The sequence below is a fragment of the Kitasatospora indigofera genome (assembly GCF_014655955.1).
GTDB lineage: Bacteria > Actinomycetota > Actinomycetes > Streptomycetales > Streptomycetaceae > Kitasatospora > Kitasatospora indigofera.
This window is the reverse complement of record NZ_BNBO01000009.1, coordinates 170117-192019: the sequence shown is the minus strand read 5'-3', so window position 1 is coordinate 192019 and position 21903 is coordinate 170117. Positions and strand designations below refer to the sequence as shown.

The following is a 21903-nucleotide window of genomic DNA, read 5'->3' as shown; positions in this document are numbered from 1 at the left end:
GGCTCCGGGCCGGGCCGCCCGGAGTGGCCCGGCCGGAGCCGGCGCGAACCCGTGGCCGTCCGTCAGGACTGCGTCGGCATGACCTGGTAGCAGGCCGGGCCGTCGGTGTCCCCGGCGATCCAGGCCCAGTACATCCGCCCGCCGGTCGCGGGGCCCACCACGCCGTCCGGGTCCAGGCCGAAGGCGCTCTGGTAGCGCTTGACCTCGGTGAGCGTGTTGTTGCCGAACTGCCCGTCCACGCTGATGAGGTGGCTGCTGCCGCCGCCCTGCACCGAGTTCCAGTGGTTCAGCGCGTACTGCACGCACTGGACGTTGAAGCCGGAGTTCCCGTAGCGGATGTACGGCGCGCCGACCTTCGCGCTCGCCGATGCGGTGCCCGCCGCGACCAGCAGGGCCGCGCCGAACGCCACCGTCGCACCGCGCAGCGCGGACTTCGCCTTCTGCCTCATGCTCAGATCCTTTCTGTACGTCGGTGACCCGCGGACGGCGCCGGAGCACCTCACACCCGGGCACCACGAACCGTGCCGTACGCGTCCCGGTCCGCGGGACGTCGACGACCCTGTCGCGGCGCCCGCCCGTACCGCCCGGGGATCACCCGTTCTTCCGGTGACGGTGCCGCACCGTGCCAACGGATCGCCAACACACCACCAACCGGCGCCCGCCCCGCCCGCCCGGTCCGCCCCCACCCGGTCCGCGACCCGTCAGCCCGCGCCTGGCCGGCGCCGGCCAGGACCTCCGGCGCACCGCTCGCCCGGGCGCAGGGCTCGCCGGTTGACGGCACCGCCCCAGAACGATAGATGTTGTATGTACAACTTTTCCGTTCGAGGGGACGCCGGTGAGTCCGGAAGCCGTACCGTTCGTGGTCCTGGTCGCAGCCCTGCTGCACGCCGTGTGGAACGCACTCGCCCACGGAATGGCGGACAAGCTGGCGGGGTTCGCCCTGATGAACACGGTCTTCCTCGCCGTCGGCGCGGCGATGGCCTGGCCGGCGCCGCTGCCGGACCGCTCGGCCTGGCCGTGCCTCGCCGCCTCGGCAGGGCTCCAGGTCTGCTACCAGCCCCAGCTCCTGCGGGCCTACCGGCTCGGCGACTTCGGGCAGATGTACCCGCTCGCCCGGGGCACCTCGCCGATGGTCGTGGCCCTGGTCGCGGCGACCGTCCTGGGGGACCCGCTGCACGGCCCCCGGCTGCTCGGCATCCTCGTGATCTCGCTCGGGCTGGCCGGCCTCGCGTTCGCCGGCGGACTGCCGGGCCGCGAGCAGCTGCCCGCGCTGGGCGCGGCGCTCACCACGGGTGCGCTGATCGCGGCGTACACCGTGGTGGACGGCATCGGGGTCCGCCGGGCCGGCGGCGCGGGCGGCTACATCGCGTGGATGTTCCTCACCCAGGGCGCCGCCATGCTCACGGTGGCCGCGCTGCTGCGCGGCCGCGCCCTGGCCGGCGGGCTCCGGCAGGGGTGGTGGACCGGGCTGACCGGCGGGCTCATCTCGCTGACGGCGTACGGCCTGGTCGTCTGGGCACAGACCGCCGGCGACCTGGCCACCATCGCGGCCCTGCGCGAGACCAGCATCGTGCTCGCCGCGATCATCGGCGTCCTCTTCCTGCGCGAACGCCTCGGTCATGTCCGGCTGGCCGCCAGCGTCACCGTGCTCACCGGCATCGCCGTCCTGGAACTCGCCCACGGCTGACCCGGTGATCCACGGCCGCCCCGGGCCGGCCGGGCCGCGCGACGAATACACCGACCGACCCGCACGGGCGACGCGGCGCAGGCGGAGCCGGTCCGAGGGGCGGAGCCGGTCCGAGGGGCGGGGCCGGACGAGGGAGGGAGCGGAGCAGCCGGGGACGGTCAACCCTTGCGGGTGCTCCGCAGCCAGTCCCGGTAGTGGGTGGGGGCCAGCCGGGCGGCCGGGCCGGCGGTGAGGACGTCGCCCCGGACGGCCGCGAACAGGCCGGCCCGGTCGTCGGTGACGACCGGCCGCCCGTCCTCCCGGGCGGCCAGGGTGATGCGGCCGACCTCGTCCAGGGTGAACCTGTCAGGGCCCGCGACGTCGAGGATGCCGTCGAGCGGGGCGCCGGTGGCCACGTCCGCGAGGGCGTCGACCACGTCGTCGGCGGCGATGGGCTGGACGGGAGTGGCCGGCAGCCGGACGGCGCTGTCGTCCGAGGTCCAGGACATGGTGGGCTCCATGAACTCGAAGAACTGGGTGGCCCGGACGATCGAGTACGGGGTCGGGCCGCCGCGCAGCAGCTCCTCCTGGAGCAGCTTGGCGCGGTAGTAGTCCAGCTGCGGGACCTGGTCGACCCCGACGATCGACAGGACGACCTGGTGCCGCACGCCGGCCTTCTCGCCCGCGGCGAGCAGGTTGCCCACGGTGGTGCGGAAGAAGGCGAGGGACTGGTCGTCGAAGGTCGGGGAGTTGGTCACGTTGACGACCGTGTGAGCACCGGCCAGGGCCGCGTCGAGGCCGGCGCCGGTGAGCAGGTCGACTCCGGACGACAGGGACGCCGTGGTCACGTCGTGGCCCCGCTTCTCAAGTACGGCGGCGAGCCGGGAGCCGATCAGACCGGTGCCGATGACGGTGATCTTCATGGTGTGCCTTCCTTCGTGAGCCGGGCGTTCCCCCGGGCACCAACTCGGACATCGAATGTCCGGGATACTACTCGGATAGTATATGTCCGAGTCACTTGGGAGGTGGCATGAAACTGTCCGGCGGCGTCGAATGGGCCCTGCACTGCTGCGTGGTGCTGACCGCGGCCAGCGAGCCGGTGCCGGCCGCCCGGCTGGCCGAACTGCACGACGTCTCGCCCAGCTACATGGCCAAGCAGCTCCAGGCGCTCTCCCGGGCCGGGCTGGTGCGCTCGACCCAGGGCAAGACCGGCGGTTACGTGATCACCCGGGACGCCGGCGAGATCACGCTCCTGGACGTGGTGCAGGCCGTCGACGGGGCGAGCCCGGCGTTCGTGTGCACCGAGATACGCCGGCGAGGCCCGTTCGCCACGCCGCCGGAGCAGTGCACCAAGCCGTGCCCCGTCGCCCGGGCGATGGGAACCGCGGACGCCGCCTGGCGGGCCGCGCTGGCCGGCATCACCATCGCCGACCTGGTCGCCTCGGTGGAGAACGACAGCGGCCCGGAGGCACTGCCGGGGATCGGCAGCTGGCTGACCGCCGGACCCGGCCCGCGCTGACCGTCCGCGACGCCGGGCCCGGACCACCCAAGCCGCCGGGCGGCTGCACGTACCGCCAAGTCTGCTTCACCGACCGGCACTTGCCGGCCTGTCGACGTCGGAACGCGGCCCCCCAGGAGGGATACCGGCTCCGCAGAGTCATCTTGACCAATGGTCAGCTCCTCGGTTCACCGGCCGGCGCCCCCATCTGCCGTCCGATGCGATCACGAAGACCGGACCGCCCTTTCGGCACGGCATATTTGGAGCATCCGCCAGTACGACGCCCCCGTCGGCGGGAGGGAGACTTCCGGCCAGGAGCTGCGGCCCGATCCGAGGGCCGAAGCCGAGGCAGAGGGGGAACCGTACGATGAGCGGTCAGCTGTACGACGAGATCGGTGAGGCGTTCGAGGGCTTCAAGACCCTCCCGCTCGCACGCTACGGGGAGGTGCCCGGCTTCCTCTCCCTCGTCGGCGACGTGAAGGGCCGGTCGGTCCTCGACCTGGCCTCCGGAACCGGCTTCTACAGCCGGGAGTTCAAGCGCCGCGGTGCTTCGCACGTCCTCGGCGTCGACATCTCCTCCGCGATGGTGGACGCGGCCGTGGCCCTGGAGGAGAGCAACCCGCTGGGCGTGCACTACGAGGTCGGCGACGTCGCCGGGCTGCGTGCCTTCGAGCAGCCCTTCGACATCGCGGTCGCGGTCCAGCTGTTCAACTACGCCGACGACGTCGCCACCATCGAGCGGATGTGTCGCGTCATCCACCGCAGCGTCGCGCAGGGGGCCGAGTTCTTCGTCTTCACCCAGAACCCGGACCTCCGGTTCGACGGGCCCTCGCTGGCCAAGTACGGCTTCCTGTGCGAATCGCTCGGCGAGGAGACCGAGATCGGGCCGCGCGTGCGGATCACCGCGCTCCTCGACCCGCCGATCTCGTTCGTCGCCAACCCGCCGAGCCGCGAGGTCCTGGAGCAGAGCCTGCGGGCCGCCGGGTTCAGCGAGATCACCTGGGTGCCCCTGGAGATCTCCGACGCCGGCGTGCGCGAGCACGGCAAGGAGTTCTGGGACGACTACGCCGCCAACCCCCCGCTGACGATGCTGCGCTGCCGCGCCTGACCCCGGGCCGGTGACGGCGGGTCGTTCCGGTACCGGCCGCAGCGGCCCGCCGTCACCGGTTCGGCCCACCGGCGGCCGCCGCCGGGAACGCGCGGGTGCCCAGCCGCGTCCTGACAAGGGACGCAAGGGGGCCGGCCGGCCACCGCCGGCCGCACGAGCGGAGGACAGCAGATGGACATGCGCCCGAGTCGGCGCCGGGTCGTGACCGGCGCCGCCGCGACGGCCCTCACCGTCGCTCTCCCCACCGCGGGCCCGGCCTTCGCACAGAGCCCCGACGACGGGCGGACCACCGGCCGGCTGCGCGCCCTGGAGCAGGCGCACTCCGCGCGGCTGGGGGTCTTCGCCCTGGACACCGTCACCGGCCGGACGGTGCTCCACCGCGCCGACGACCTGTTCCCCGTGTGCTCGACCTTCAAGACGATCGCCGTCGCCGCCGTCCTGCGGGACCTCGACCGGGACGGCGAGTTCCTGGCCCACCGCATCCGGTACACCGAGCAGGACGTCGCGGCGTCCGGCTACGCGCCGGTCACCGGCCTGCCCGGGAACCTGGCCGGCGGCATGACCGTCGCCGGCCTGTGCGCGGCCGCCGTCGACCACAGCGACAACGCCGCCGCCAACCTCCTGCTGCGCGAGCTCGGCGGCCCCGTTGCGGTCACCCGCTTCTGCCGTTCCGTCGGGGACGACGTCACCCGGCTGGACCGGTGGGAGCCCGAGCTGAACTCGGCGGAGCCCGGGCGGGTGACCGACACGTCGAGCCCCCGCGCACTCGGCCGGACGTACGCCCGCCTCACCCTGGGGGGCGCCCTCCGGCCGCGGGACGCGAAGCGGCTCACCGGCTGGCTGCTGGGCAACACCACCGGCGCCGGCCGCCTCCGGGCGGGGCTGCCCGAGGACTGGACGGTCGCGGACAAGACCGGAACCGGCGCCTACGGCACCACCAACGACGTGGGCATCGCCCGGCCGCCCGGCCGCGGGCCGGTCGTGATCGCCGTCCTGTCCACCAAGGACGGCTCCACCGCGCCCGCGGACGAACCCCTGGTCGCCGCCGCCGCCGCGGTGCTGGCAGTGGCACTGACCGACGGCGGGACCACCGGGTCACCCGGGTAGGCGGCGGGCCGCCCGACCCCGGCCGGCACCAACCGGCCGCCCGAAACCTGCCGCGGGGCCGACCAGTCGAACGAGTGAATTCGGTGACGGCCGCGCCCTGCGCGACCTCCTCGGCCGCGGCGGCGCCCGGGGCCCGCCGGACCTGACCGCGCCGAGATCTTCGAACGGGCTCTCGGCGCCTGCGCACTGGGATCCGACCCCCTGCCCACCCTCCTCCACCGGCCGCCGGCCCGTCGCCGAGCGCCCTGGACCGCACCCGCGCGGAAATCGAAATGTCCCTGTTCGACCCGGGCTCGCCCGGAGGGTAATCCGCTTGAACGGCGCGCTCGAACAGCACCATCATCAGACCCTCCCCGCCGGTGAACCGACCTCAACTCGGTTTCCTGAAAGCCTATTTGGGCCTGCCCATAGGCCTCACCGGCGCCCCCGTGCCCACGCACTGTCTGTGTCTGGAGGAGCTGTGGTGAATCCCCCGACCCCGTCGGCCGGAGTCCGGCCCGCCCAAGAGGGCCTCGTGGTCCAGGTCGTCCGCAAGGAGGCGAAGGCTTGAGCGCCACGACAACCACTCCGGCCGAGGCCACCGACGAGGAACTCCGGTGGCTCGCCGACGGGCGCCGCATCGAGGCGATCGAGGCGATCAGTGTCAGCGCGATGGCCCGCCGCCTGCCCGCCCTCGTCGTCCGCGCCTTCCGCCTCGGCTGGCACATCGACCGCGCCTCCGTCGCCCTGCTGCTGGCCTGCCAGGCCGTGTCCGCCGTGCTCGGCGCGGCCGGCCTGTTCGCCACCACCGGCACGATCTCGGCCCTGTTCGGCCCGGGCCAGGTCGCCGAGAAGCTCGCCCACGCCGCGCCGTCGGTCATCGTGATCGCCGCGGCGGCCGGCGCCCGCTCCCTGCTCGGCATCACGATCCGGACCATCACCATCCACCTGTCCCCGCGCATCTCCCGCGAGGCCGAGGCCGCGGTGCTGCGCGCCACCGTGGCCGCCGAGCTGACCGCCTACGACCACGCCGGCTACAACGACGAGCTGGAGGCCGCCGACCGGGGCGCCGAAGTGTGCGTGGACATCGTCGGGGAGGCGCAGAACCTGCTCGCCTCGCTCGCCTCCCTGATCGGCGCGGCCGGCGTGCTGACCGTGCTCCACCCGGCCCTCCTGCCGCTGCTGGTGCTGGCGGCGTTGCCGCAGGGGGTCGCGTCGGTGCGGGCCGCCCGGGTGCAGTTCCTGGCGAACCGGGCCGCGATCGGCGACCGCCGGATCCTGGCGAACCTGCGCTGGTACATCCACCTGAAGCGCAACGCCGACCAGGTCCGTTCCGACACCATGGGGGACTTCCTGCTCGACAAGTACGAGCAGGTCGGCCGGCGGCTGGACGCCTCCTCGCGGCGGGCGGCGATGCAGAGCGCCCGGGTGTCCGTGGTCGGCGCGGCCGCGTCCGGCCTCGGCACGGCCCTGGTGTGGGCGGCGATGCTGTGGCTGGTCAGCACGGGCCGGATGAGCCTGCCGCGGGGCGGCGCCGCGGTGTTCGCGCTCGCCGCGGTCGGCACCAGCCTGCACGGCATCGTCGGCTACGGCGCGGACCTGTTCCGCACCGGGATGTACCTGGACGACTGGTCGAGCTTCCTGGACACCGCCGGCGGCCACCGGCCGCGGCGCGGCACCGAGGTGCCGCAGGCGCCGTCCCGGATCGCGGTGGAGAACCTCAGCTACGCCTACCCCGCCTCCGACCGCACCGCGCTGGACGGGGTGAGCCTGCACGTCGGGCGGGGCGAGATCCTGGCCCTGGTGGGCGAGAACGGGTCCGGCAAGACCACCCTCGCGAAGCTGCTCGCCGGGCTCTACCTGCCGGACGGCGGCTCGGTGCGGTGGGACGGACGCGACACCCGGGACCTGGACCCGCAGGCGCTGTGGCGTCAGGTCGCCGTCGTGCCGCAGGACTACGCGCGCTGGCCGATGACCTGCCGGGAGAACATCACGCTGGGCCAGCCGACCGCCGAGGGCGACAGCGCCGTGCTGCGCGCCGCCGACGCCTCCGGCGCTGGCGAGGTCGTCGCCAAACTCCGCCGGGGTCTCTCGACCCTGCTGGCGGTGGAGTGGATGGGCGGCGAGGAACTGTCCGGCGGGCAGTGGCAGCGCCTGGCCATCGCCCGGGCGTTCCACCGCGAGGCCGGACTGCTCGTCCTGGACGAACCGACCGCGGCCCTCGATCCGCGGGCCGAGCACCGGATCTTCCAGAACCTGCGGACCGTCGCGCGGGAGCGGGCGGTGGTGCTGGTCACCCACCGGCTGACGAACGTGGCGGTCGCCGACCGCATCGTCGTCCTCGAAAACGGCAAGGTCCTCCAGGAGGGCACGTTCGCCGAGCTGGTCGCCGACGAGGGCGGCCGGTTCAGGGAGCTGTGGGACCTGCAGAACGAGCGCACCGGTGTCCCCGCCCAGCGGAGCCCGTCGGCCGCGAAGGGCCGGGAGCACCGGGGAACCGACGGAGCCCACGGGAGCCGGCGGACCCAGGGGCACCAGCGGAACCAGGAGAGCCCGGAGAGCCCGGAGAGCAACGGGAGCAGCCTGTGATCGGCTTCAGGACGCTGACCCCGCCCACCACCCGGGAGGGCGCCGGGCCGACCGAACCGGCGGACGGCTCCACGGCGACGCGGCCCGGGCCCGGCGGGTGGGTGCGATGACCGCCTCCTTCGATCTCGACGCCTACAACGAGCGGGCCCGGAACGGCCCGTGCTTCATCTGCGCGATGCTGGCCGGCACCCCCGGCTTCGAGCACCGGATCGTCTACGACGACGGAGCCCACGTCGCGTTCCTCGACCGCTACCCCACCCTGCCCGGCAAGCTGCTGGTCGCCCCGCGGGCCCACGTCGAGGACACCATCGGCGGCCTGACCGAGGCCCGGTACCTCGCCCTGCACCGGGTCGTGCACCGGGTCGCCGGCGCGCTGGCCGCCACCGTCCCCACCGAACGCCTCTACGTCCTCAGCCTCGGCAGCCGGCAGGGCCACGCCCACGTCCACTGGCACGTCGCGGCCCTGCCGCCCGGTGTCCCCTACGAACAGCAGCAGTTCCACGCCCTGATGGCCGAAGGCGCCGGCGTCCTGCCGGAGGACCCGGAACAGGCGGACCAGCTCGCCGCCGCGCTCCGCGCCCGGCTCGACCACCCCGACCAGCGAGGAGCCTGACCGTGGCCTTCGTCCCGCCCGACCTGTTCGTCCCGACCCTGCCGCACGGCGTCTCCTACGCCGGCGTCTTCTGCACCGACCGTCACGACCGGCCGCTGCTGCTCACCTCCGTCCACCACCCGGGCGAGTACCAGTACCCCGGGGGTCTGCTCGACGCCGGTGAGGACCCGTGGATGTGCGCGCTGCGGGAGACCGCCGAGGAGATCGGCTTCGTCCCGGCCTCGCTCGACGACGCACCCCGCCTCCTGCTCCTCTCCTTCACCCCGCCCGAGCCTCCCTGGCCGTGGACGATGGGCGTGACCTTCGACGGCGGCCGGCTCACCGACCAGGAGATCGAGCGGATCACCCTGGACCCGGACGAACACAGCGGGCACGCCGTACGCACCGTCGAGGAGTGGTCCCGCATCGTCGGCCCGGGCCGGCTGCACACCCTGCGCGTCTCCCTCGCCGCCCGGCGCACCGGCACCGCCGCCTACCTCCGTACCCCCGCCCGGCTGCCGGCCGGGCCGGCGGGCAACCTGACCTGACCGACCGTCCGTCACCAGGACGGCTCCCAGCGGCCGGGCCGCCGGCGCACCGGCCCGGCCGTCAGACTCCGTGACAGAAGGGTGAGTTGAGCGCGTCACCGGTCCAGTCCATTCTGGTGCTCCCCCTTGGCGGCCCCGGCGTCGACTGGTACCTTCCTGGAATTGAGAGCGCTCTCACAGCACTGCGCGGTCCCGTACCGCGCACACCGGCACCCCCACCCCGTACCGCTGAGCGCGATCCCCCCACTCCCCCACCCATCGTTGCCCCGGACCGCGGAGTCGCCGCGGCGCACCCGGCCGGACCGCTCCCACCCCCAGCGGTCCGCACGGGTCCCCGCCAGGTCCGGAGCAGCGATGCCCGCCCGTAAGGAGAAGGCCGTGCCTTCTTTCACCGCGACCTCGGCCAGGACCGGACCACCTCCCGTCCGCCGCGACCGGCGACCGCCGGAAGGCCCGCCGACGCCCTAGGCCGTGTCCGGCCCTGAGGCCGTCACGACCCAGGCGTCCCACCGACGGGGGCCGCCGCCGCGCCCGCCCGGCCTCGACCGGGCCCGGTCCGGCGCGCCCCGAATCCGGCACCCGCGGAGGCACCCTCCCTCCGCGCCCGTGCCACCGCCCCGCGACCGCACCCATGGAGCAGCGCTCGCCCGTGTGTCCCGGACGCCGGCCGACCCCAGCCGGGGGCCGGCCGGCGCCGTCCCGTGCCGTCGCACCCACCGCACCGCGATGAAGAGGGAAGGACCACCCCGCATGACACCGCTCAGCACTCCCCCGCGCGCTCCGCGGCCACGGCAAGGCACCCGCGGCCTGCCGCTGCTGCTCGCCGTCCTGGCCCTGCTGCTCGGCCTGGCGCCGGCGGCGGGCACGGCCGTCGCCGCGTCCCCCGACTACACCCAGAGCGTCAGCGCCACCAGCGCGACCCAGGCGAAGATCTCCTTCACCCCGACCACCGCGGCGCTCTACGTCGACGTGCACTACCTGGTCAACGCCGCCAACCAGCAGAACGTCCGGATGGTCAACGGCTCCGGCACCTGGACGCACACCGTCGGCGGCCTCGCCACCGGCAACGTCCTGGACTACTGGTTCACCTACGAGAAGAGCGGCCCGCAGTACGACACCCCGCACTTCAGTTACACCCAGGGCGGCAGCACCGGCGGCCAGGTGGCGCAGCCGGCCTTCAGCCCGGCCGGCGGGCAGTACGCCACGGCCCAGACGGTGACGATCACCGACGCGACCGCCGGGGCGACCATCCGCTACACCCGCGACGGCTCCACGCCGAACGGCAGCTCCCCGGTGTACAGCGGGCCGATCAGCGTCACCGCGAGCGGCACCGTGAAGGCCTTCGCCCAGGCGTCGGGCCTCACCGACTCCCCGGTGGCCACCGCGACCTACACCATCGGCGGTACCCAGACCAGTTGCCCGGCGCAGTCGGAGACACCCGACTTCGGCCCCAACGTGCACATCTACGACCCCAGCATGTCCGCCGCCACCATCCAGGCGCAGCTGGACTCCCACTTCGAGCAGATGAAGGACACCCTGTCGGCGCAGTTCAGCTCCAACCGGGTGGCCGACCTGTTCAAGCCGGGCACCTACAACGTCAATGACAACGTGGGCTTCTACACCTCCGTGGCGGGCCTGGGCCAGGAGCCCGGCCAGGTGACCATCAACGGCAACATCACGGTGGACGCCTTCAACGCCTCGGACGCGGGCAACGCCACCCAGAACTTCTGGCGCAGCGCCGAGAACCTCACCATCAACCCCGGCGGCGGCACCAACCGCTGGGCGGTGGCGCAGGCCGCGCCGTTCCGGCGGATCGACGTGCACGGCAACCTGGCCCTCTACCCGGCCAGTTACGGCTGGGCGAGCGGCGGCTACGTGGCCGACAGCCGGGTCACCGGGCAGATGGCGTCGATCTCCCAGCAGCAGTGGTACACCCGGGACAGCGGCCTCGGCAGCTGGGACGGCGGCGTGTGGAACATGGTCTTCTCCGGCGTCCAGGGCGCCCCGGCCAACACCTTCCCCACCCCGCCCGAGACGGTGCTCGCCACCACCCCGGTCTCCCGCGACGTCCCGTACCTGTACGTGGACGGCTCCAACCGCTACCGGGTCTTCCTGCCGAGCCTGCGCACCAACGCCTCGGGCCCGAGCTGGGCGAGCGGCAGCACCCCCGGCAGTTCCCTGCCGATGAGCCAGTTCTACGTCGTCAAGGCCGGCGACACCGCCGCCACCATCAACAACGCCCTGGCCCAGGGCTGCAACCTGTTCGTCACCCCGGGCATCTACCACCTCAACCAGACGCTGAACGTCAGCCGCGCCGGCACGGTCGTCCTCGGCATCGGGTACCCGACCTTCGTGCCGGACAACGGCGTCAACGCCATGCAGGTCGCCGACGTGGACGGGGTCCGGATCAAGGGCCTGCTCTTCGACGCCGGCACCGTCAACTCGCAGGCACTGCTGACCGTCGGGCCGACGGGCTCCGCCGCGGGCCACGCCGCCAACCCGACCACCGTCCAGGACGTGTTCTTCCGGATCGGCGGCCAGCTCGCCGGCAAGGCCACCAACAGCCTGGTCGTCAACAGCAGCAACACCGTCATCGACCACATCTGGGCCTGGCGGGCCGACCACGGCAACGCCGGGACGATCGGCTGGACCACCAACACCGCCGACACGGGCCTGATCGTCAACGGCAACAACGTGCTGGCCACCGGCCTGTTCGTCGAGCACTACCAGAAGTACGAGGTGATCTGGAACGGCCAGGGCGGCCGCACCATCTTCTTCCAGAACGAGAACCCGTACGACGTGCCGAACCAGGCCGCCTGGAAGAGTTCGGCCTCGGTCAACGGCTACGCCGCCTACAAGGTCGGTGCCAACGTCACCAGCCACGAGGCCTGGGGGCTGGGCAGTTACTGCTACTTCAACGTGAACCCCGCGGTGGCCAACTACCACGCCTTCGAGGTGCCCGACACCAGTGGCGTCAAGTTCCATTCGCTGCTGACCGTCTCGCTGAACTACCAGGGCACCATCACCCATGTCATCAACGACACGGGGGCGGTGACGCCCACCGGCACCACCCCGGTCAACGTGGTCGCGTACCCGTGACGACGTGACGTGACGGGGCCCTGTCGGGACGGATCCGGGCGATCCTGACCGGTCCGGCCTGATCCTGAGCCGTCGCGGGGCCTGTCCGGCCGGTGGCGGAACCGGCCGGGCCGCCGGAACGAGTGCGTTCCGGCGGCACGGCCCACTCCCGGCGGCCGGCTCAGCCCGCCAGGACTCCGCTGCCCTCGCCGTTGAACGAACCGACCGTGTTGTCGCCGCCGACGTTGAAGATGTCGTCCCCGGCCAGCTGGTTGCCGTCGCCGAGGACGATCGCCCAAGGGCCGGGCGAGGCATCGAAGTTGACGTCGGCGACGGCGACGCCGGGCAGACCTGCCAGGCCCGCCGCGGCGGCCAGGACCAGCAGCAGCTTGGAGGTGCGGTTCATGAGGGTGTTCCCTTCCTCGACGGTGTCACCGCGACAGTAGGGTCCGGCGCCGCCGACCTCGGGGACTTACCGCCGAGCGGGTGTGTCGGCGGTGCGCCGGCCGCGCCGGTCAGCCGGCGCCGGGGTGCCCGGCGCCCGGCAGCCGGCACCTGGGCACCCGGGCGCCGCTCATTCCTTCGTCACCCAGTCCGGGGTGCGGAACGTGCCCCCGTACATGGGCAGTTCGATCCGCTCCCCGTAGCGCGCGAGCTGGGCCCACGGGCGGTTCAGGCCGGAGCTGCCGAACCGGCGGACCCGGTCGACGGTGTCCAGGTCCAGCACGTCGACCAGGATCTCCTCGCCCGTCCCGGCCTGCTGGCGGACGATGCCCTCCGGGTCGACGATCACGCTGCCGCCGACGCCGGCCGGGTCGGCGGCGTTCACGTTGACGACGTACACCTGGTTGGTCCAGGCGTTGGCGCGGGCGCAGACGAGTTCCATCTCCCGGTCCCGGGTGGTGGTCAGGGTCGGCTGCAGGATCACCTCGGCGCCCAGCCAGGCCAGCTGGCGCACGGTCTCGGGGAAGGATCCGTCGTAGCAGATCGCCAGCCCGACGCGGGCGACGCCGGGGATGTCGAAGACCACGAACTCGTCGCCCGGGGCGGTGTCCTCGTACGGCTGCCAGGGGAAGATCTTGCGGTACCTGGCGACGATCTCCCCCGCCGGCGAGACCGCGATCGCGGTGTTGTGGACGGTCCCGTCCCCGGTGCGTTCGAAGAGGCTGCCGGGCACCAGCCAGAGCCCGGTCTCGACGGCGAGGGCGCAGATCCGGTCGGTCAGCGGGCCGGGGACCGGCACGGCGGCCTCGGCCGTCCAGCCGGGGCGGCCCCGGAGCAGCGGCGCCTCGGCGGCGAGCAGCAGTTCCGGCACGACGACGAGCTGGAGCCCCGGGACCAGCTGGGCGGCGGCCCGGACCTGCTCGGCGAAGAGCTGCCAGCTGCCTTCGAGGTCGTGGGCGAGCGGCTTGGTCTGGAGGGCGGCGACGGAGAGGGTGCGCATGGCGATCAGTCCTCGGTGACGGTGAGCCGGACGACGGCCGTGCGGCCCTCGCGGAAGAAGCGGCGGAAGCGGGCACGGACCATCAGCATGGCCGGCACGCCGGCCGCGATCGAGCCGACGCCGAGCAGGAACACCCCGCCGACGCCGTGGAAGGACGTGCTGCCGTAGGCCGGGCTGAGCATGTCGTGGGCGCTGCGGCCGAAGGCGGCCAGCATCATCAGCCCGCCGAGCAGCGGCAGCACGCCGCGCAGCAGCAGGTCCCGCGGGCTGCCGAGCAGCCGGCGCCGGAAGTACCAGACGCAGGCGAGCGCGGTCACCCCGTAGTAGCAGGCGATCAGCAGGCCGACGGAGAGGATGGCGTCGCCGAGGAAGTCCCCGGACACCAGGCTCAGGAGCACCAGCAGGACGGCGGCGGCCGCGCCGAAGAACACCGTGGCGAAGGACGGTGTGCGGTGCCGGGGGTGGATGCGGGCGAACGCGGCCGGCAGGGCGCCGTGGGCGCCCATCGACAGGGTGGCCCGGGAGCTGCCGACGACGCAGGTCAGCAGTGCCGAGACGGCCGAGACGCAGACGGCGAGCTGGACGACCTTGGCCAGGGCGGTGCCCAGCACCGAGGGCGCGAGGGTGGCCAGCACGTCGGCGGCGTTGGCGGGGTTGCCGAGGCCGAGGCCGCTGTCGCCGGTGCCCGCGAAGCCGATCGTGGCGAAGGCGGTGAAGAGGTAGGTGGCGAGCAGGACGAGGGTCGAGATGACGGCCGCCTGGCCGGGGATCCGCCCGCTGTCGCGGGTCTCCTCGTTGACCGTGATCAGGGCGTCCCAACCCCAGTAGATGTACAGGCAGAGCAGCACCGCCTCCGAGAACGGGCCGAACCCGTCGAAGCCCAGCGGGTCGAGCCAGGCCAGGGAGGGGGTGGCGGCGCCCTCACGGGCGAAGGCGGCGAGGCCGAAGCCGAGCAGGGCGAGCAGTTGCAGGCCCAGCAGGACGTACTGGACGGAGGCGGCCAGCTGGAGGCCGCGGCGGGCGACGGCGGTGACGGCGGCGAGCAGCAGGACGGCCGTGCCGGTCACGGCCACGCTGTTGCCGGCCGGCGTCTCCAGGCCGGCGAAGGCCAGCAGGTAGCCCGCGCCGACCCGGGCGAGGGCGGTCATGGCGAGGAGGGTGGCGATCTGGACGACCCAGCCGCCGGAGAGCCAGCCCGCGAGGGGGCCGAAGGCGCGGGTGGTCCAGACGAAGGTGGTGCCGCAGTCGGGCATCTCCCGGTTGAGCTCGCGGAAGGCGAAGGCGGTGAGCAGGATCGGCACGAAGCCGAGCAGCAGCGCGGCGGGGGCCAGGTGGCCGGCCACCAGGGTCACGAAGCCGAGGGTGACGGCGATGCTGTAGGCGGGGGCGACGGAGGACAGGCCGAGGGCGACGGCGGCGAGCAGTCCGACGGATCCCCCGCGCAGCCCCTTGGAGGTGGGCGGCGCGTCCGGTCCCGCCTCGGCTCTCGCCTCGGCGTCGGGTGGTTCGGTGATCACGGGTGCTCCTGGTGAGGGACAGGGAGGGGCCGGCTCGGCGAGCACAGCTTGTTAAACGCAGATTTAAAACTCAGCCCGACGATGCAGTCAAGAGCTGGGCTGATACTGTTAAACGAAGAAACAGGAACGGACCGACAGGACGACATGGCAGCCAAGAAGGGCCAGCAGGCCCGCAGGGCCGAGCTCGGCGCCGCGGTGCAGCGCGCACTGATGACCCGCGGACTCGAAGGCCTGCGCCTTCGCGACATCGCCGACGAGGCCGGCGTGACCCCCGCCGCGGTGCTCTACTACGGCGACCTCGACGCACTGGTCCACGAGACGTACCAGGCGGCCATCGAGCGCTACAGCGCGCAGCGGGAGGCCGCCACCGAGGCCTTCGCCGACGCCCCCGGCAAGCTCCGCGCCTGCATCGAGCGGGGCGTGGCCGACGGACCGGACGACGCCCTGACCCGACTGCTGTTCGAGTACTGGCCGCGCTGCCTGCGCGACCCGAGGGCGGCCGCCCTGGACAGCGCGCTGACCGAGCGTCAGATTGCCCTCTACCAGGGCATCCTGGTCCTCGGCCAGGCCCAGGGCAGCTTCACCCTGACCGACCCGCCGCGCCTGCTCGCCGCCAGCATCGTCGCCATGGAGGACGGCTACCAGATGGAGGTCCTGGCCGGCCGGCGCAGCCGTACCGAGGTGATCACCGCGCTCCAGGCCTACGCCCGCGCCACCACCGGCCACGACCTGGCGTCCCGTCCGGCCGCGTCCTGACCGTGCCGGGCCCCGACCGCCGCGCATCCTGACCGCCCGCACCCGGCGGGCCGCAGCCGGGCGGCGTCGGGGCGTCCGCCGGACGGCGTCGTGTCGGTGATTCGCCCAGCACCACCGGATGCGGCACAGTGGGGCCCCATGAAGGCGCAGGCTGACCAGCGGAACGAGGCCGGACCGGCGGACGGGGCCCGGCGACGCCCGGTCCAGCAGCGCAGCCAGGAGCGGTACGAACGCCTGGTGGACGCCTGCGCGGCGCTGCTGGACGAAGCCGGCGCCGGCGCCCTGACCACCAAGGCCGTCGCCCGGCGCGCCGGGGTGCCGATCGGCACGCTCTACCAGTTCTTCGCCGGCAAGGAGAGCCTGCTGGGCGCCCTCGCGGCCCGGAACCTGGAGCGCTACCTCGACCGCCTGGCCCGCCGGCTGGAGGACGCGGCGCCCCCGGGCGTGCCGGGCTTCGTCGACCTCGCGGTGGAGGAGTTCGTCGCCATGCGGCGGACGGTCCCCGGCTTCGGGCAGGTCGACTTCGGCCTGGTCGACCGGAACTCGCCCGGCGTCCGGGACGGCGAGCACCTGCTGGACCGCACCCTGGACAACAACAGCGCCGTCGCCCTGCGCCTGCAGGCCCTAGGCGGCGCCCTCCTCGGCGCCGACGCGGACGCCGCCGGGCCGCCGGACGCCGCCCGCCCCGGCAGCACGCTGGCCCTGCGGGTGGCCCTGGAGGCCGCCGACGCCGTCCTCAAGCTGGCCTTCCGCACCGACCCCGACGGCGACCCCGTCCTGATCGCCGAGTGCAAGCGCCTGCTCGGCAGCTATCTCGCCGGCGGCCCGCCCGCCCCGCCCCGGGCCGCCGCCGACACGCCCCGCTGAAGCGTTGCGGCCCCACCCGCACGGCAGCACAGTGGAGACAGGACAGCTGCCCGGAGCACGGCAGCCGGCCTGTCGGCACCACGACAGCCGTCACTAGCTAAGGAGCAGATCGTGCATGCAGCGGTAGGTGACCAGCTCCACATCCACAGCAGGTCCGTGGGGATGGCGGACCGCACGGGGGAGATCACCGAGGTACACGGCGCGAACGGCGAGCCGCCGTACCTGGTGCGCTTCGAGGACGGCCACGAAGGGCTGGTCTACCCCGGCCCGGACAGCATCGTCGAGCACAGCAAGAAGAACAGCTGACGCGAACCGTCCGTCCCGTGCCCGCCCGGCGCGGGGCGGGCCTCTGAGGTGTCCGCCGCGCCCCTGCCCGGTCCGCTGGCCGCGCTGGCCCCCCTGCTGGACGACTACGGCTACCTCGCGGTGGCCGTCCTGGTGCTGCTCGACAACTGCGGCATCCCCGCGCCGGGCCAGACCGTCCTGGTGCTGGCCGCCGTGTACGCGGGCACCGGACACCTCAGCCTCGCCGCCGTGATCGCCGTCGCGACGGCCGCCGCCGTCCTCGGCAACACCCTCGGCTACCTGATCGGCCGGACCGGCGGACGCGCCTTCGTGCACCGCTGGGGCCGCTACGTCATGCTGACCCCCGCCCGGATGGAACGCGCGGACGGCTTCTTCGAGCGGCACGGCGGCAAGGTCGTGACGGTGGCCCGGTTCGTGGACGGGCTGCGGCAGACCAGCGGCATCATCGCGGGCACCACCGGGATGGACGCGCGGCGCTTCACCGTCTTCAACATCCTCGGCGCGGTGCTCTGGGTCGGCGTCTGGTCGGTCGCCGGCTACCTGGCCGGCGCCAACATCGGCACGGTGTACGAGCAGGTGGTCCGCTACCAGCTGTGGCTGCTGATCGGCCTCGGCGCGGCGCTCCTCGCCGCCCTCGTCCACCAGCTGCTGCGCCGCCGGGCGCGGCGCTGAGCGGCGGCCGCCGCGCCCCGGCACGCCACGGGGTCAGCCGAAGGACAGCCGCAGCACCTCGAAGGAGGAGGCGTACCGGACGCCCAGCCGGCTGCCGGAGGACCGGGCGAAGCCCTCCAGGAAGTCGGCGGCGTTGGCCATGTCGCCGCCGAGCCCGGCCAGGTACGCCCGGTGGGCCTTCAGCGAGGCGACGCCCGCCTCGAAGGAGTCGGTGGTGTCCACGGCGTGCCGCGCGTCGGGCGAGCCGGCCGCCCAGAGCTCCTTGACGCCGCCCCACGGCTGGTGGCCCTCGTCCAGCAGGTCGGGGAACACCCAGCGGTTGGCGGCGTCGCGCACCGCGTCCAGGACGGAGCGTCCGGTCGCGATGTGGTCGGCCTGGTTGGGCATGACGCCGCCGTAGGTCTCCCGGAAGTTGGTGGTGATGACGATGTCGGGGCGGTGCCGCCGGATCGTCCGGGCGATGTCGCGGCGCAGCGTCAGGCCGTACTCCAGGACGCCGTCGGCGTGCCCGAGGAACTCGACCACGTCGACGCCGACCAGCGCGGCCGAGGCCACCTGTTCGGCCTCCCGCACGGGGCGGCACTCCTCGGGGCTCATGGAGTCGATGCCGGCCTCGCCGCTGGTGACCATCACGTAGACGACGCGCTTGCCCTGGCCGGTCCAGCGGGCGACGGCGGAGGCCGCGCCGTACTCCATGTCGTCGGGGTGCGCGACGACCGCGAGGGCGGTCTGCCAGTCCTCGCGGAGCGGTTCGAAGGGTTCGGGCTGCTGGTCGTTCATCGGCACGGCTCCTCTGTCGGGTCCCCTGCGGGGCGGCTCGGTCCGATCTTCTCCCGGAGGTCCGTCCCGGTCACCCGGAACGAGGGGCTCCGGGTCTCGGAGGCTCCGGGTCTTCAGGCTGCGGGTCTCGGGGCTACGGGCTGCGGGCCTCCCGGGGGCCGGGCCGGGGCCAAGGCGGGGCCGGTTCGCCGTCCCGGCCGCCCGCGCCCGGGGGCGCCGGCCCTCCCGGCCAGGCTACGCCGGGTTCAGCCGGCCGACCGGAGGGAGTAGTTGAAGTCGGTACTGCCGAAGTGGCCCATCAGGCGGAGCCAGAACGGCATCAGCATCTCCATGCCCCGGGCGCCCTTGATGTCGCCGAGGTCCAGCACCGAGCCGGCCGGCCAGCCGAACTGCTCCAGCAGGGCGACGACCTCGGCCTTGGCGTCCGGGTCGTCGCCCGCGACGAAGGCGTTGTGCTCGCCGGGGACGCGTCCCGGCTCGACCATCACCGGGGCGCTCATCGTGTTCAGCGCCTTGACCACCCTGGCCTGCGGGAACTCGCGCTGGATCCGCTCGCCGACACTGTCCGTGCCCACCGGGTCCAGCCCGACCTCGCCCTCGGGCGAGAAGACCAGCGGGTTGGAGACGTCGATCAGGATCTTGCCGGCCAGCGCGCCGGCGCCGGCCGCCTGCAACGCCTTGAGGGAGACCGTGCCGGCGGTGGCGTTGACGATCAGCTCGCCGAAGGCGGCGGCGTCGGCGAAGGTGCCGCCGTGGCCGCGCGGCCCGGCCTGCTCGGCCCAGGTGGTGGCGGCCGTGTTGTCCTTGGTCCGCGAGCCGATGGTCACCTCGTGGCCGAGCGAGACCAGCTTGCCCGCCAGGGTGCGCCCGACCGTGCCCGTACCGATGATCCCGATCCTCACCGTGCTTCTCCTGTTCGTAGAGCGCCCCCACCGCGTGGCTGACGATACGTCAGGGACGGCCGCCGGGCCGTCAGAACCGGCGGGGCGGCCGCGAGTCCCGGCGGGACGGCACGCGGCGGGACGACAGGTGGCAGGACGGCGGCCGGCCGCGGCCCCCGGACAACTCCGGGGACCGCGGCCCGCTCGGCGACCGGTCCGCCGGCTACTCCACCGTGACGCTCTTGGCCAGGTTGCGCGGCTTGTCCACGTCCCGTCCGAGGGCGACCGCCGCGTGGTAGGCGAACAGCTGCAGCGGGATGTTCAGGAGCAGCGGGTCCAGCTCCGGCTCGCTCTTGGGGACGAGCACGCAGTGGTCGGCCAGCTTGGTCTCGGGCGTGCGGTGGGCGATCGCGAGGACCCGGCCGGAGCGGGCCTTGATCTCGCCGAGGGTGGTGAGGTTCTTGTCCAGCAGCTCGTCGTCGGGCACGAGGGCGACGGTCGGCAGCTCCGGGTTGATCAGCGCGAGCGGGCCGTGCTTGAGCTCGCTGGCGGGGTACGCCTCGGCGTGGACGTAGCTGATCTCCTTGAGCTTCTGGGCGCCCTCCCGGGCCACCGGGAAGCCGCGGACCCGGCCGATGAACATCATCCCCTCGCACCGGGCGTACTCGGCGGCCAGCTCGGCGATCTGCTGGTCGTTCTCCAGGATCTCCCGGATCTGGCCGGGCAGCGCCTTGAGGCCGGCCACGATCCGGCGGCCGTCGGCGGGCGAGAGGTCGTGGATCCGCCCGAAGTGCAGGGCGAGCAGGGCGAAGGCGACCACGGTGGAGGTGAAGGCCTTGGTGGAGGCGACCGAGATCTCCGGCCCGGCGTGCAGGTAGATGCCGCCGTCGCACTCCCGCGCGATCGCGCTGCCGACGGTGTTGACGACGCCGAGCACCCGGCCGCCCTTGCGCTTGATCTCCTGGACGGCGGCCAGCGTGTCGTAGGTCTCGCCGGACTGGCTGACCGCGACGTACAGGGTGTCGGCCTCGATCACCGGGTTGCGGTAGCGGAACTCGGAGGCCGGCTCGCTGTGCGCGGGGATCCGGGACAGCTCCTCGATCAGCTGGGCCCCCATCTCGCCGGCGTAGTAGGCGGAGCCGCAGCCGAGGATCTTCACCCGGCGGATCTCCCGCAGCTCGCGGGCGTCCAGGTTGAGCCCGCCCAGGTGCGCGGTGGCGAAGCGCTCGTCGAGCCGGCCGCTGAGGGTGCGCTCGACCGAGCCGGGCTGCTCGTGGATCTCCTTGAGCAGGAAGTGCTCGTAGCCGGCCGTGTCGTAGGAGTCGATCTCCCAGTCGACGGTGGACGGCTGGCGGTGCGTGGTGCGGGCGTCCTCGGTGAAGGTGCGGAACCCGTCGGCGCGGACGGTGGCGAGCTCGCCGTCCTCCAGGTGGACCACCTGGCGGGTGTAGCGGACCAGCGCGGAGACGTCCGAGGCGACGAACATCTCCTTCTCGCCGATGCCCAGCACGATCGGGCTGCCGTTGCGGGCGACCACGATCCGGTCGGGCTGCTCGGCGTCCAGGACGGCGATGCCGTAGGTGCCGACGACCTTGCCGAGGGCGGCGCGGACGGCGTCCTCCAGGTCGGTGCCCTCGGTGGCGTGCGCGGCGATCAGGTGCGCGAGCACCTCGGTGTCGGTCTCGGAGAGGAAGACGGCGCCGTCGGCGGCCAGCTTGGCGCGCAGCTCGTCGGCGTTCTCGATGATCCCGTTGTGGACGACGGCGATCCGCTCGGCGTTGTCCAGGTGGGGGTGCGCGTTGGCGTCGCTGGGGACGCCGTGGGTGGCCCAGCGGGTGTGGCCGATGCCGGTGGTGCCCTTGAAGCGGGCCGGCACGGCGGCCGCGAGGTCGGCGACCCGGCCCTTGACCTTGCGGGTCTTCAGGCCGCCGGTGCGGCCGCTGACGGCGACGCCGGCCGAGTCGTACCCGCGGTACTCCAACCGCTGCAGGCCCTCCAGCAGGAAGGGGGTCGCGTCCTTGGGTCCGATGTAGGCAACGATTCCGCACATGGGTCGCCGGCTCCTTCAGTGTGATTGCGTGGCGGGAGGTCTGCGCGAGGGCAGACGGGGTCGGGCGGCCCGGTTCAGCCGTAGACGATCCGGCGCAGCTGGCGGGCCGACAGCTGCGGGGCTGCGACCCGGCGCGCGGGCAGTTCGTCGGCCAGCCGGGCGAAGATCTTCTCGTTGGTGAGTCCGCGTGCCTGCAGTTCGCCGTGGCGGCGGCGGACGTACTCCTCGGTGCTCTCCGAGAAGTACGCCAGCACTTCCGCGACGACCCGCGCGGCCTCCCGCGGCCCCAGGGGGCTGGTGCGGGTGAGGTGGGCGAGCAGGTCCTCGTGAGGGTGTGGCGAGCTGGGCACGAGTGAGGAGCCTAGGCGGCCTCTGCGCCGGAACCAAAGATCCTGCCCGAATTCGGGCAGATCTTCAGACATTCAGCCCAGAGAGCCGGTCCGGGGGCCCCACGGGCCGCCCGGG

At 73.4% G+C, this 21903-nt stretch carries 21 protein-coding genes; 12 read left to right on the top strand and 9 right to left on the bottom strand.

The window, feature by feature from the left end; all coding sequences use genetic code 11:
* Positions 1 to 62 precede the first annotated feature (62 nt).
* Positions 63 to 449, bottom strand: a complete 387-nt coding sequence (locus IE329_RS11735; protein ID WP_190210794.1) for a peptidoglycan-binding domain-containing protein — start codon at positions 447 to 449, stop codon at positions 63 to 65.
* A gap of 386 nt (positions 450 to 835) precedes the next feature.
* Between IE329_RS11735 and IE329_RS11730 the strand changes: the two genes are divergently transcribed.
* Positions 836 to 1687, top strand: a complete 852-nt coding sequence (locus IE329_RS11730; RefSeq protein WP_229927364.1) for a DMT family transporter — start codon at positions 836 to 838, stop codon at positions 1685 to 1687.
* A 158-nt stretch (positions 1688 to 1845) separates the two neighbouring features.
* Here IE329_RS11730 and IE329_RS11725 read toward each other — a convergent pair whose 3' ends face one another.
* Entirely contained in the window at positions 1846 to 2589 is a 744-nt protein-coding gene (locus tag IE329_RS11725) for an SDR family oxidoreductase (RefSeq protein ID WP_190210793.1), read from the bottom strand.
* Positions 2590 to 2696: 107 nt separating this feature from the next.
* On the opposite strand from IE329_RS11725, the gene IE329_RS11720 reads away from it, so the two are divergent.
* The 7 genes from IE329_RS11720 (at position 2697) to IE329_RS11690 (ending at position 12186) form a co-directional block, all read left to right on the top strand.
* A complete protein-coding gene (locus IE329_RS11720; RefSeq protein WP_190210792.1) occupies positions 2697 to 3185 on the top strand; it encodes an RrF2 family transcriptional regulator in 489 nt (162 codons plus the stop codon).
* Between the two features lie 346 nt (positions 3186 to 3531).
* Positions 3532 to 4272: a class I SAM-dependent methyltransferase gene (locus IE329_RS11715; protein WP_190210791.1), complete on the top strand. Its 741-nt coding sequence runs from the start codon at positions 3532 to 3534 to the stop codon at positions 4270 to 4272.
* A 171-nt stretch (positions 4273 to 4443) separates the two neighbouring features.
* Entirely contained in the window at positions 4444 to 5379 is a 936-nt protein-coding gene (gene bla, locus IE329_RS11710) for a class A beta-lactamase (RefSeq protein ID WP_190210790.1), read from the top strand.
* Between the two features lie 546 nt (positions 5380 to 5925).
* The gene (locus IE329_RS11705; protein ID WP_229927363.1) at positions 5926 to 7947 is read left to right on the top strand and encodes an ABC transporter ATP-binding protein; all 2022 of its coding nucleotides are present in this window, start codon (positions 5926 to 5928) and stop codon (positions 7945 to 7947) included.
* A gap of 106 nt (positions 7948 to 8053) precedes the next feature.
* Entirely contained in the window at positions 8054 to 8560 is a 507-nt protein-coding gene (locus tag IE329_RS11700; protein WP_190210789.1) for an HIT family protein, read from the top strand.
* Positions 8561 to 8562: 2 nt separating this feature from the next.
* On the top strand, positions 8563 to 9087 hold the full coding sequence (locus IE329_RS11695) for an NUDIX domain-containing protein (protein WP_190210788.1): 525 nt from the start codon (positions 8563 to 8565) through the stop codon (positions 9085 to 9087).
* Between the two features lie 750 nt (positions 9088 to 9837).
* Entirely contained in the window at positions 9838 to 12186 is a 2349-nt protein-coding gene (locus tag IE329_RS11690) for a chitobiase/beta-hexosaminidase C-terminal domain-containing protein (protein WP_190210787.1), read from the top strand.
* 160 nt (positions 12187 to 12346) lie between these two features.
* Here the strand turns inward: IE329_RS11690 and IE329_RS11685 are convergent, their stop codons facing one another.
* The 3 genes from IE329_RS11685 to IE329_RS11675 form a co-directional block, all read right to left on the bottom strand.
* A complete protein-coding gene (locus IE329_RS11685; protein WP_073926994.1) occupies positions 12347 to 12571 on the bottom strand; it encodes a hypothetical protein in 225 nt (74 codons plus the stop codon).
* Between the two features lie 168 nt (positions 12572 to 12739).
* The gene (locus IE329_RS11680) at positions 12740 to 13609 is read right to left on the bottom strand and encodes a carbon-nitrogen hydrolase family protein (protein WP_190210786.1); all 870 of its coding nucleotides are present in this window, start codon (positions 13607 to 13609) and stop codon (positions 12740 to 12742) included.
* 5 nt (positions 13610 to 13614) lie between these two features.
* Complete coding sequence (locus IE329_RS11675) at positions 13615 to 15126, bottom strand: APC family permease (RefSeq protein WP_229927362.1); 1512 nt, start codon at positions 15124 to 15126, stop codon at positions 13615 to 13617.
* A 144-nt stretch (positions 15127 to 15270) separates the two neighbouring features.
* Here IE329_RS11675 and IE329_RS11670 point away from each other — a divergent pair, with 144 nt between their 5' ends.
* The 4 genes from IE329_RS11670 to IE329_RS11655 all read left to right on the top strand — a co-directional run bounded on the left by IE329_RS11670 (position 15271) and on the right by IE329_RS11655 (position 17727).
* Positions 15271 to 15882 (top strand): TetR/AcrR family transcriptional regulator, encoded by a 612-nt coding sequence (locus IE329_RS11670; protein ID WP_190210785.1) that lies wholly within the window; start codon positions 15271 to 15273, stop codon positions 15880 to 15882.
* 138 nt (positions 15883 to 16020) lie between these two features.
* Positions 16021 to 16749 (top strand): TetR family transcriptional regulator, encoded by a 729-nt coding sequence (locus IE329_RS11665; RefSeq protein WP_190210784.1) that lies wholly within the window; start codon positions 16021 to 16023, stop codon positions 16747 to 16749.
* Positions 16750 to 16860: 111 nt separating this feature from the next.
* The gene (locus IE329_RS11660; protein ID WP_073926996.1) at positions 16861 to 17055 is read left to right on the top strand and encodes a DUF1918 domain-containing protein; all 195 of its coding nucleotides are present in this window, start codon (positions 16861 to 16863) and stop codon (positions 17053 to 17055) included.
* 48 nt (positions 17056 to 17103) lie between these two features.
* On the top strand, positions 17104 to 17727 hold the full coding sequence (locus IE329_RS11655; protein WP_190210783.1) for a DedA family protein: 624 nt from the start codon (positions 17104 to 17106) through the stop codon (positions 17725 to 17727).
* Between the two features lie 33 nt (positions 17728 to 17760).
* Here the strand turns inward: IE329_RS11655 and IE329_RS11650 are convergent, their stop codons facing one another.
* From IE329_RS11650 to IE329_RS11635, 4 genes are all read right to left on the bottom strand, one after another.
* On the bottom strand, positions 17761 to 18507 hold the full coding sequence (locus IE329_RS11650; RefSeq protein ID WP_190210782.1) for a PIG-L deacetylase family protein: 747 nt from the start codon (positions 18505 to 18507) through the stop codon (positions 17761 to 17763).
* A gap of 245 nt (positions 18508 to 18752) precedes the next feature.
* Positions 18753 to 19409 (bottom strand): NADPH-dependent F420 reductase, encoded by a 657-nt coding sequence (locus tag IE329_RS11645; RefSeq protein ID WP_190210781.1) that lies wholly within the window; start codon positions 19407 to 19409, stop codon positions 18753 to 18755.
* Between the two features lie 202 nt (positions 19410 to 19611).
* Entirely contained in the window at positions 19612 to 21438 is a 1827-nt protein-coding gene (gene glmS, locus IE329_RS11640; protein ID WP_190210780.1) for a glutamine--fructose-6-phosphate transaminase (isomerizing), read from the bottom strand.
* A 74-nt stretch (positions 21439 to 21512) separates the two neighbouring features.
* Positions 21513 to 21788, bottom strand: a complete 276-nt coding sequence (locus tag IE329_RS11635; RefSeq protein WP_073927001.1) for a hypothetical protein — start codon at positions 21786 to 21788, stop codon at positions 21513 to 21515.
* Positions 21789 to 21903: the final 115 nt, after the last annotated feature.

Bases quoted from the DNA above. Each gene is read 5' to 3' on its own strand.
- IE329_RS11700 (WP_190210789.1), top strand. From the start codon at position 8,054: ATGACCGCCTCCTTCGATCTCGACGCCTACAACGAGCGGGCCCGGAAC.
- IE329_RS11670 (WP_190210785.1), top strand. From the start codon at position 15,271: ATGGCAGCCAAGAAGGGCCAGCAGGCCCGCAGGGCCGAGCTCGGCGCC.
- glmS (WP_190210780.1), bottom strand. From the start codon at position 21,438: ATGTGCGGAATCGTTGCCTACATCGGACCCAAGGACGCGACCCCCTTC.
- IE329_RS11680 (WP_190210786.1), bottom strand. From the start codon at position 13,609: ATGCGCACCCTCTCCGTCGCCGCCCTCCAGACCAAGCCGCTCGCCCAC.
- IE329_RS11715 (WP_190210791.1), top strand. From the start codon at position 3,532: ATGAGCGGTCAGCTGTACGACGAGATCGGTGAGGCGTTCGAGGGCTTC.
- IE329_RS11685 (WP_073926994.1), bottom strand. From the start codon at position 12,571: ATGAACCGCACCTCCAAGCTGCTGCTGGTCCTGGCCGCCGCGGCGGGC.
- IE329_RS11650 (WP_190210782.1), bottom strand. From the start codon at position 18,507: ATGAACGACCAGCAGCCCGAACCCTTCGAACCGCTCCGCGAGGACTGG.
- IE329_RS11690 (WP_190210787.1), top strand. From the start codon at position 9,838: ATGACACCGCTCAGCACTCCCCCGCGCGCTCCGCGGCCACGGCAAGGC.
- IE329_RS11720 (WP_190210792.1), top strand. From the start codon at position 2,697: ATGAAACTGTCCGGCGGCGTCGAATGGGCCCTGCACTGCTGCGTGGTG.
- IE329_RS11735 (WP_190210794.1), bottom strand. From the start codon at position 449: ATGAGGCAGAAGGCGAAGTCCGCGCTGCGCGGTGCGACGGTGGCGTTC.
- IE329_RS11725 (WP_190210793.1), bottom strand. From the start codon at position 2,589: ATGAAGATCACCGTCATCGGCACCGGTCTGATCGGCTCCCGGCTCGCC.
- IE329_RS11665 (WP_190210784.1), top strand. From the start codon at position 16,021: ATGAAGGCGCAGGCTGACCAGCGGAACGAGGCCGGACCGGCGGACGGG.
- bla (WP_190210790.1), top strand. From the start codon at position 4,444: ATGGACATGCGCCCGAGTCGGCGCCGGGTCGTGACCGGCGCCGCCGCG.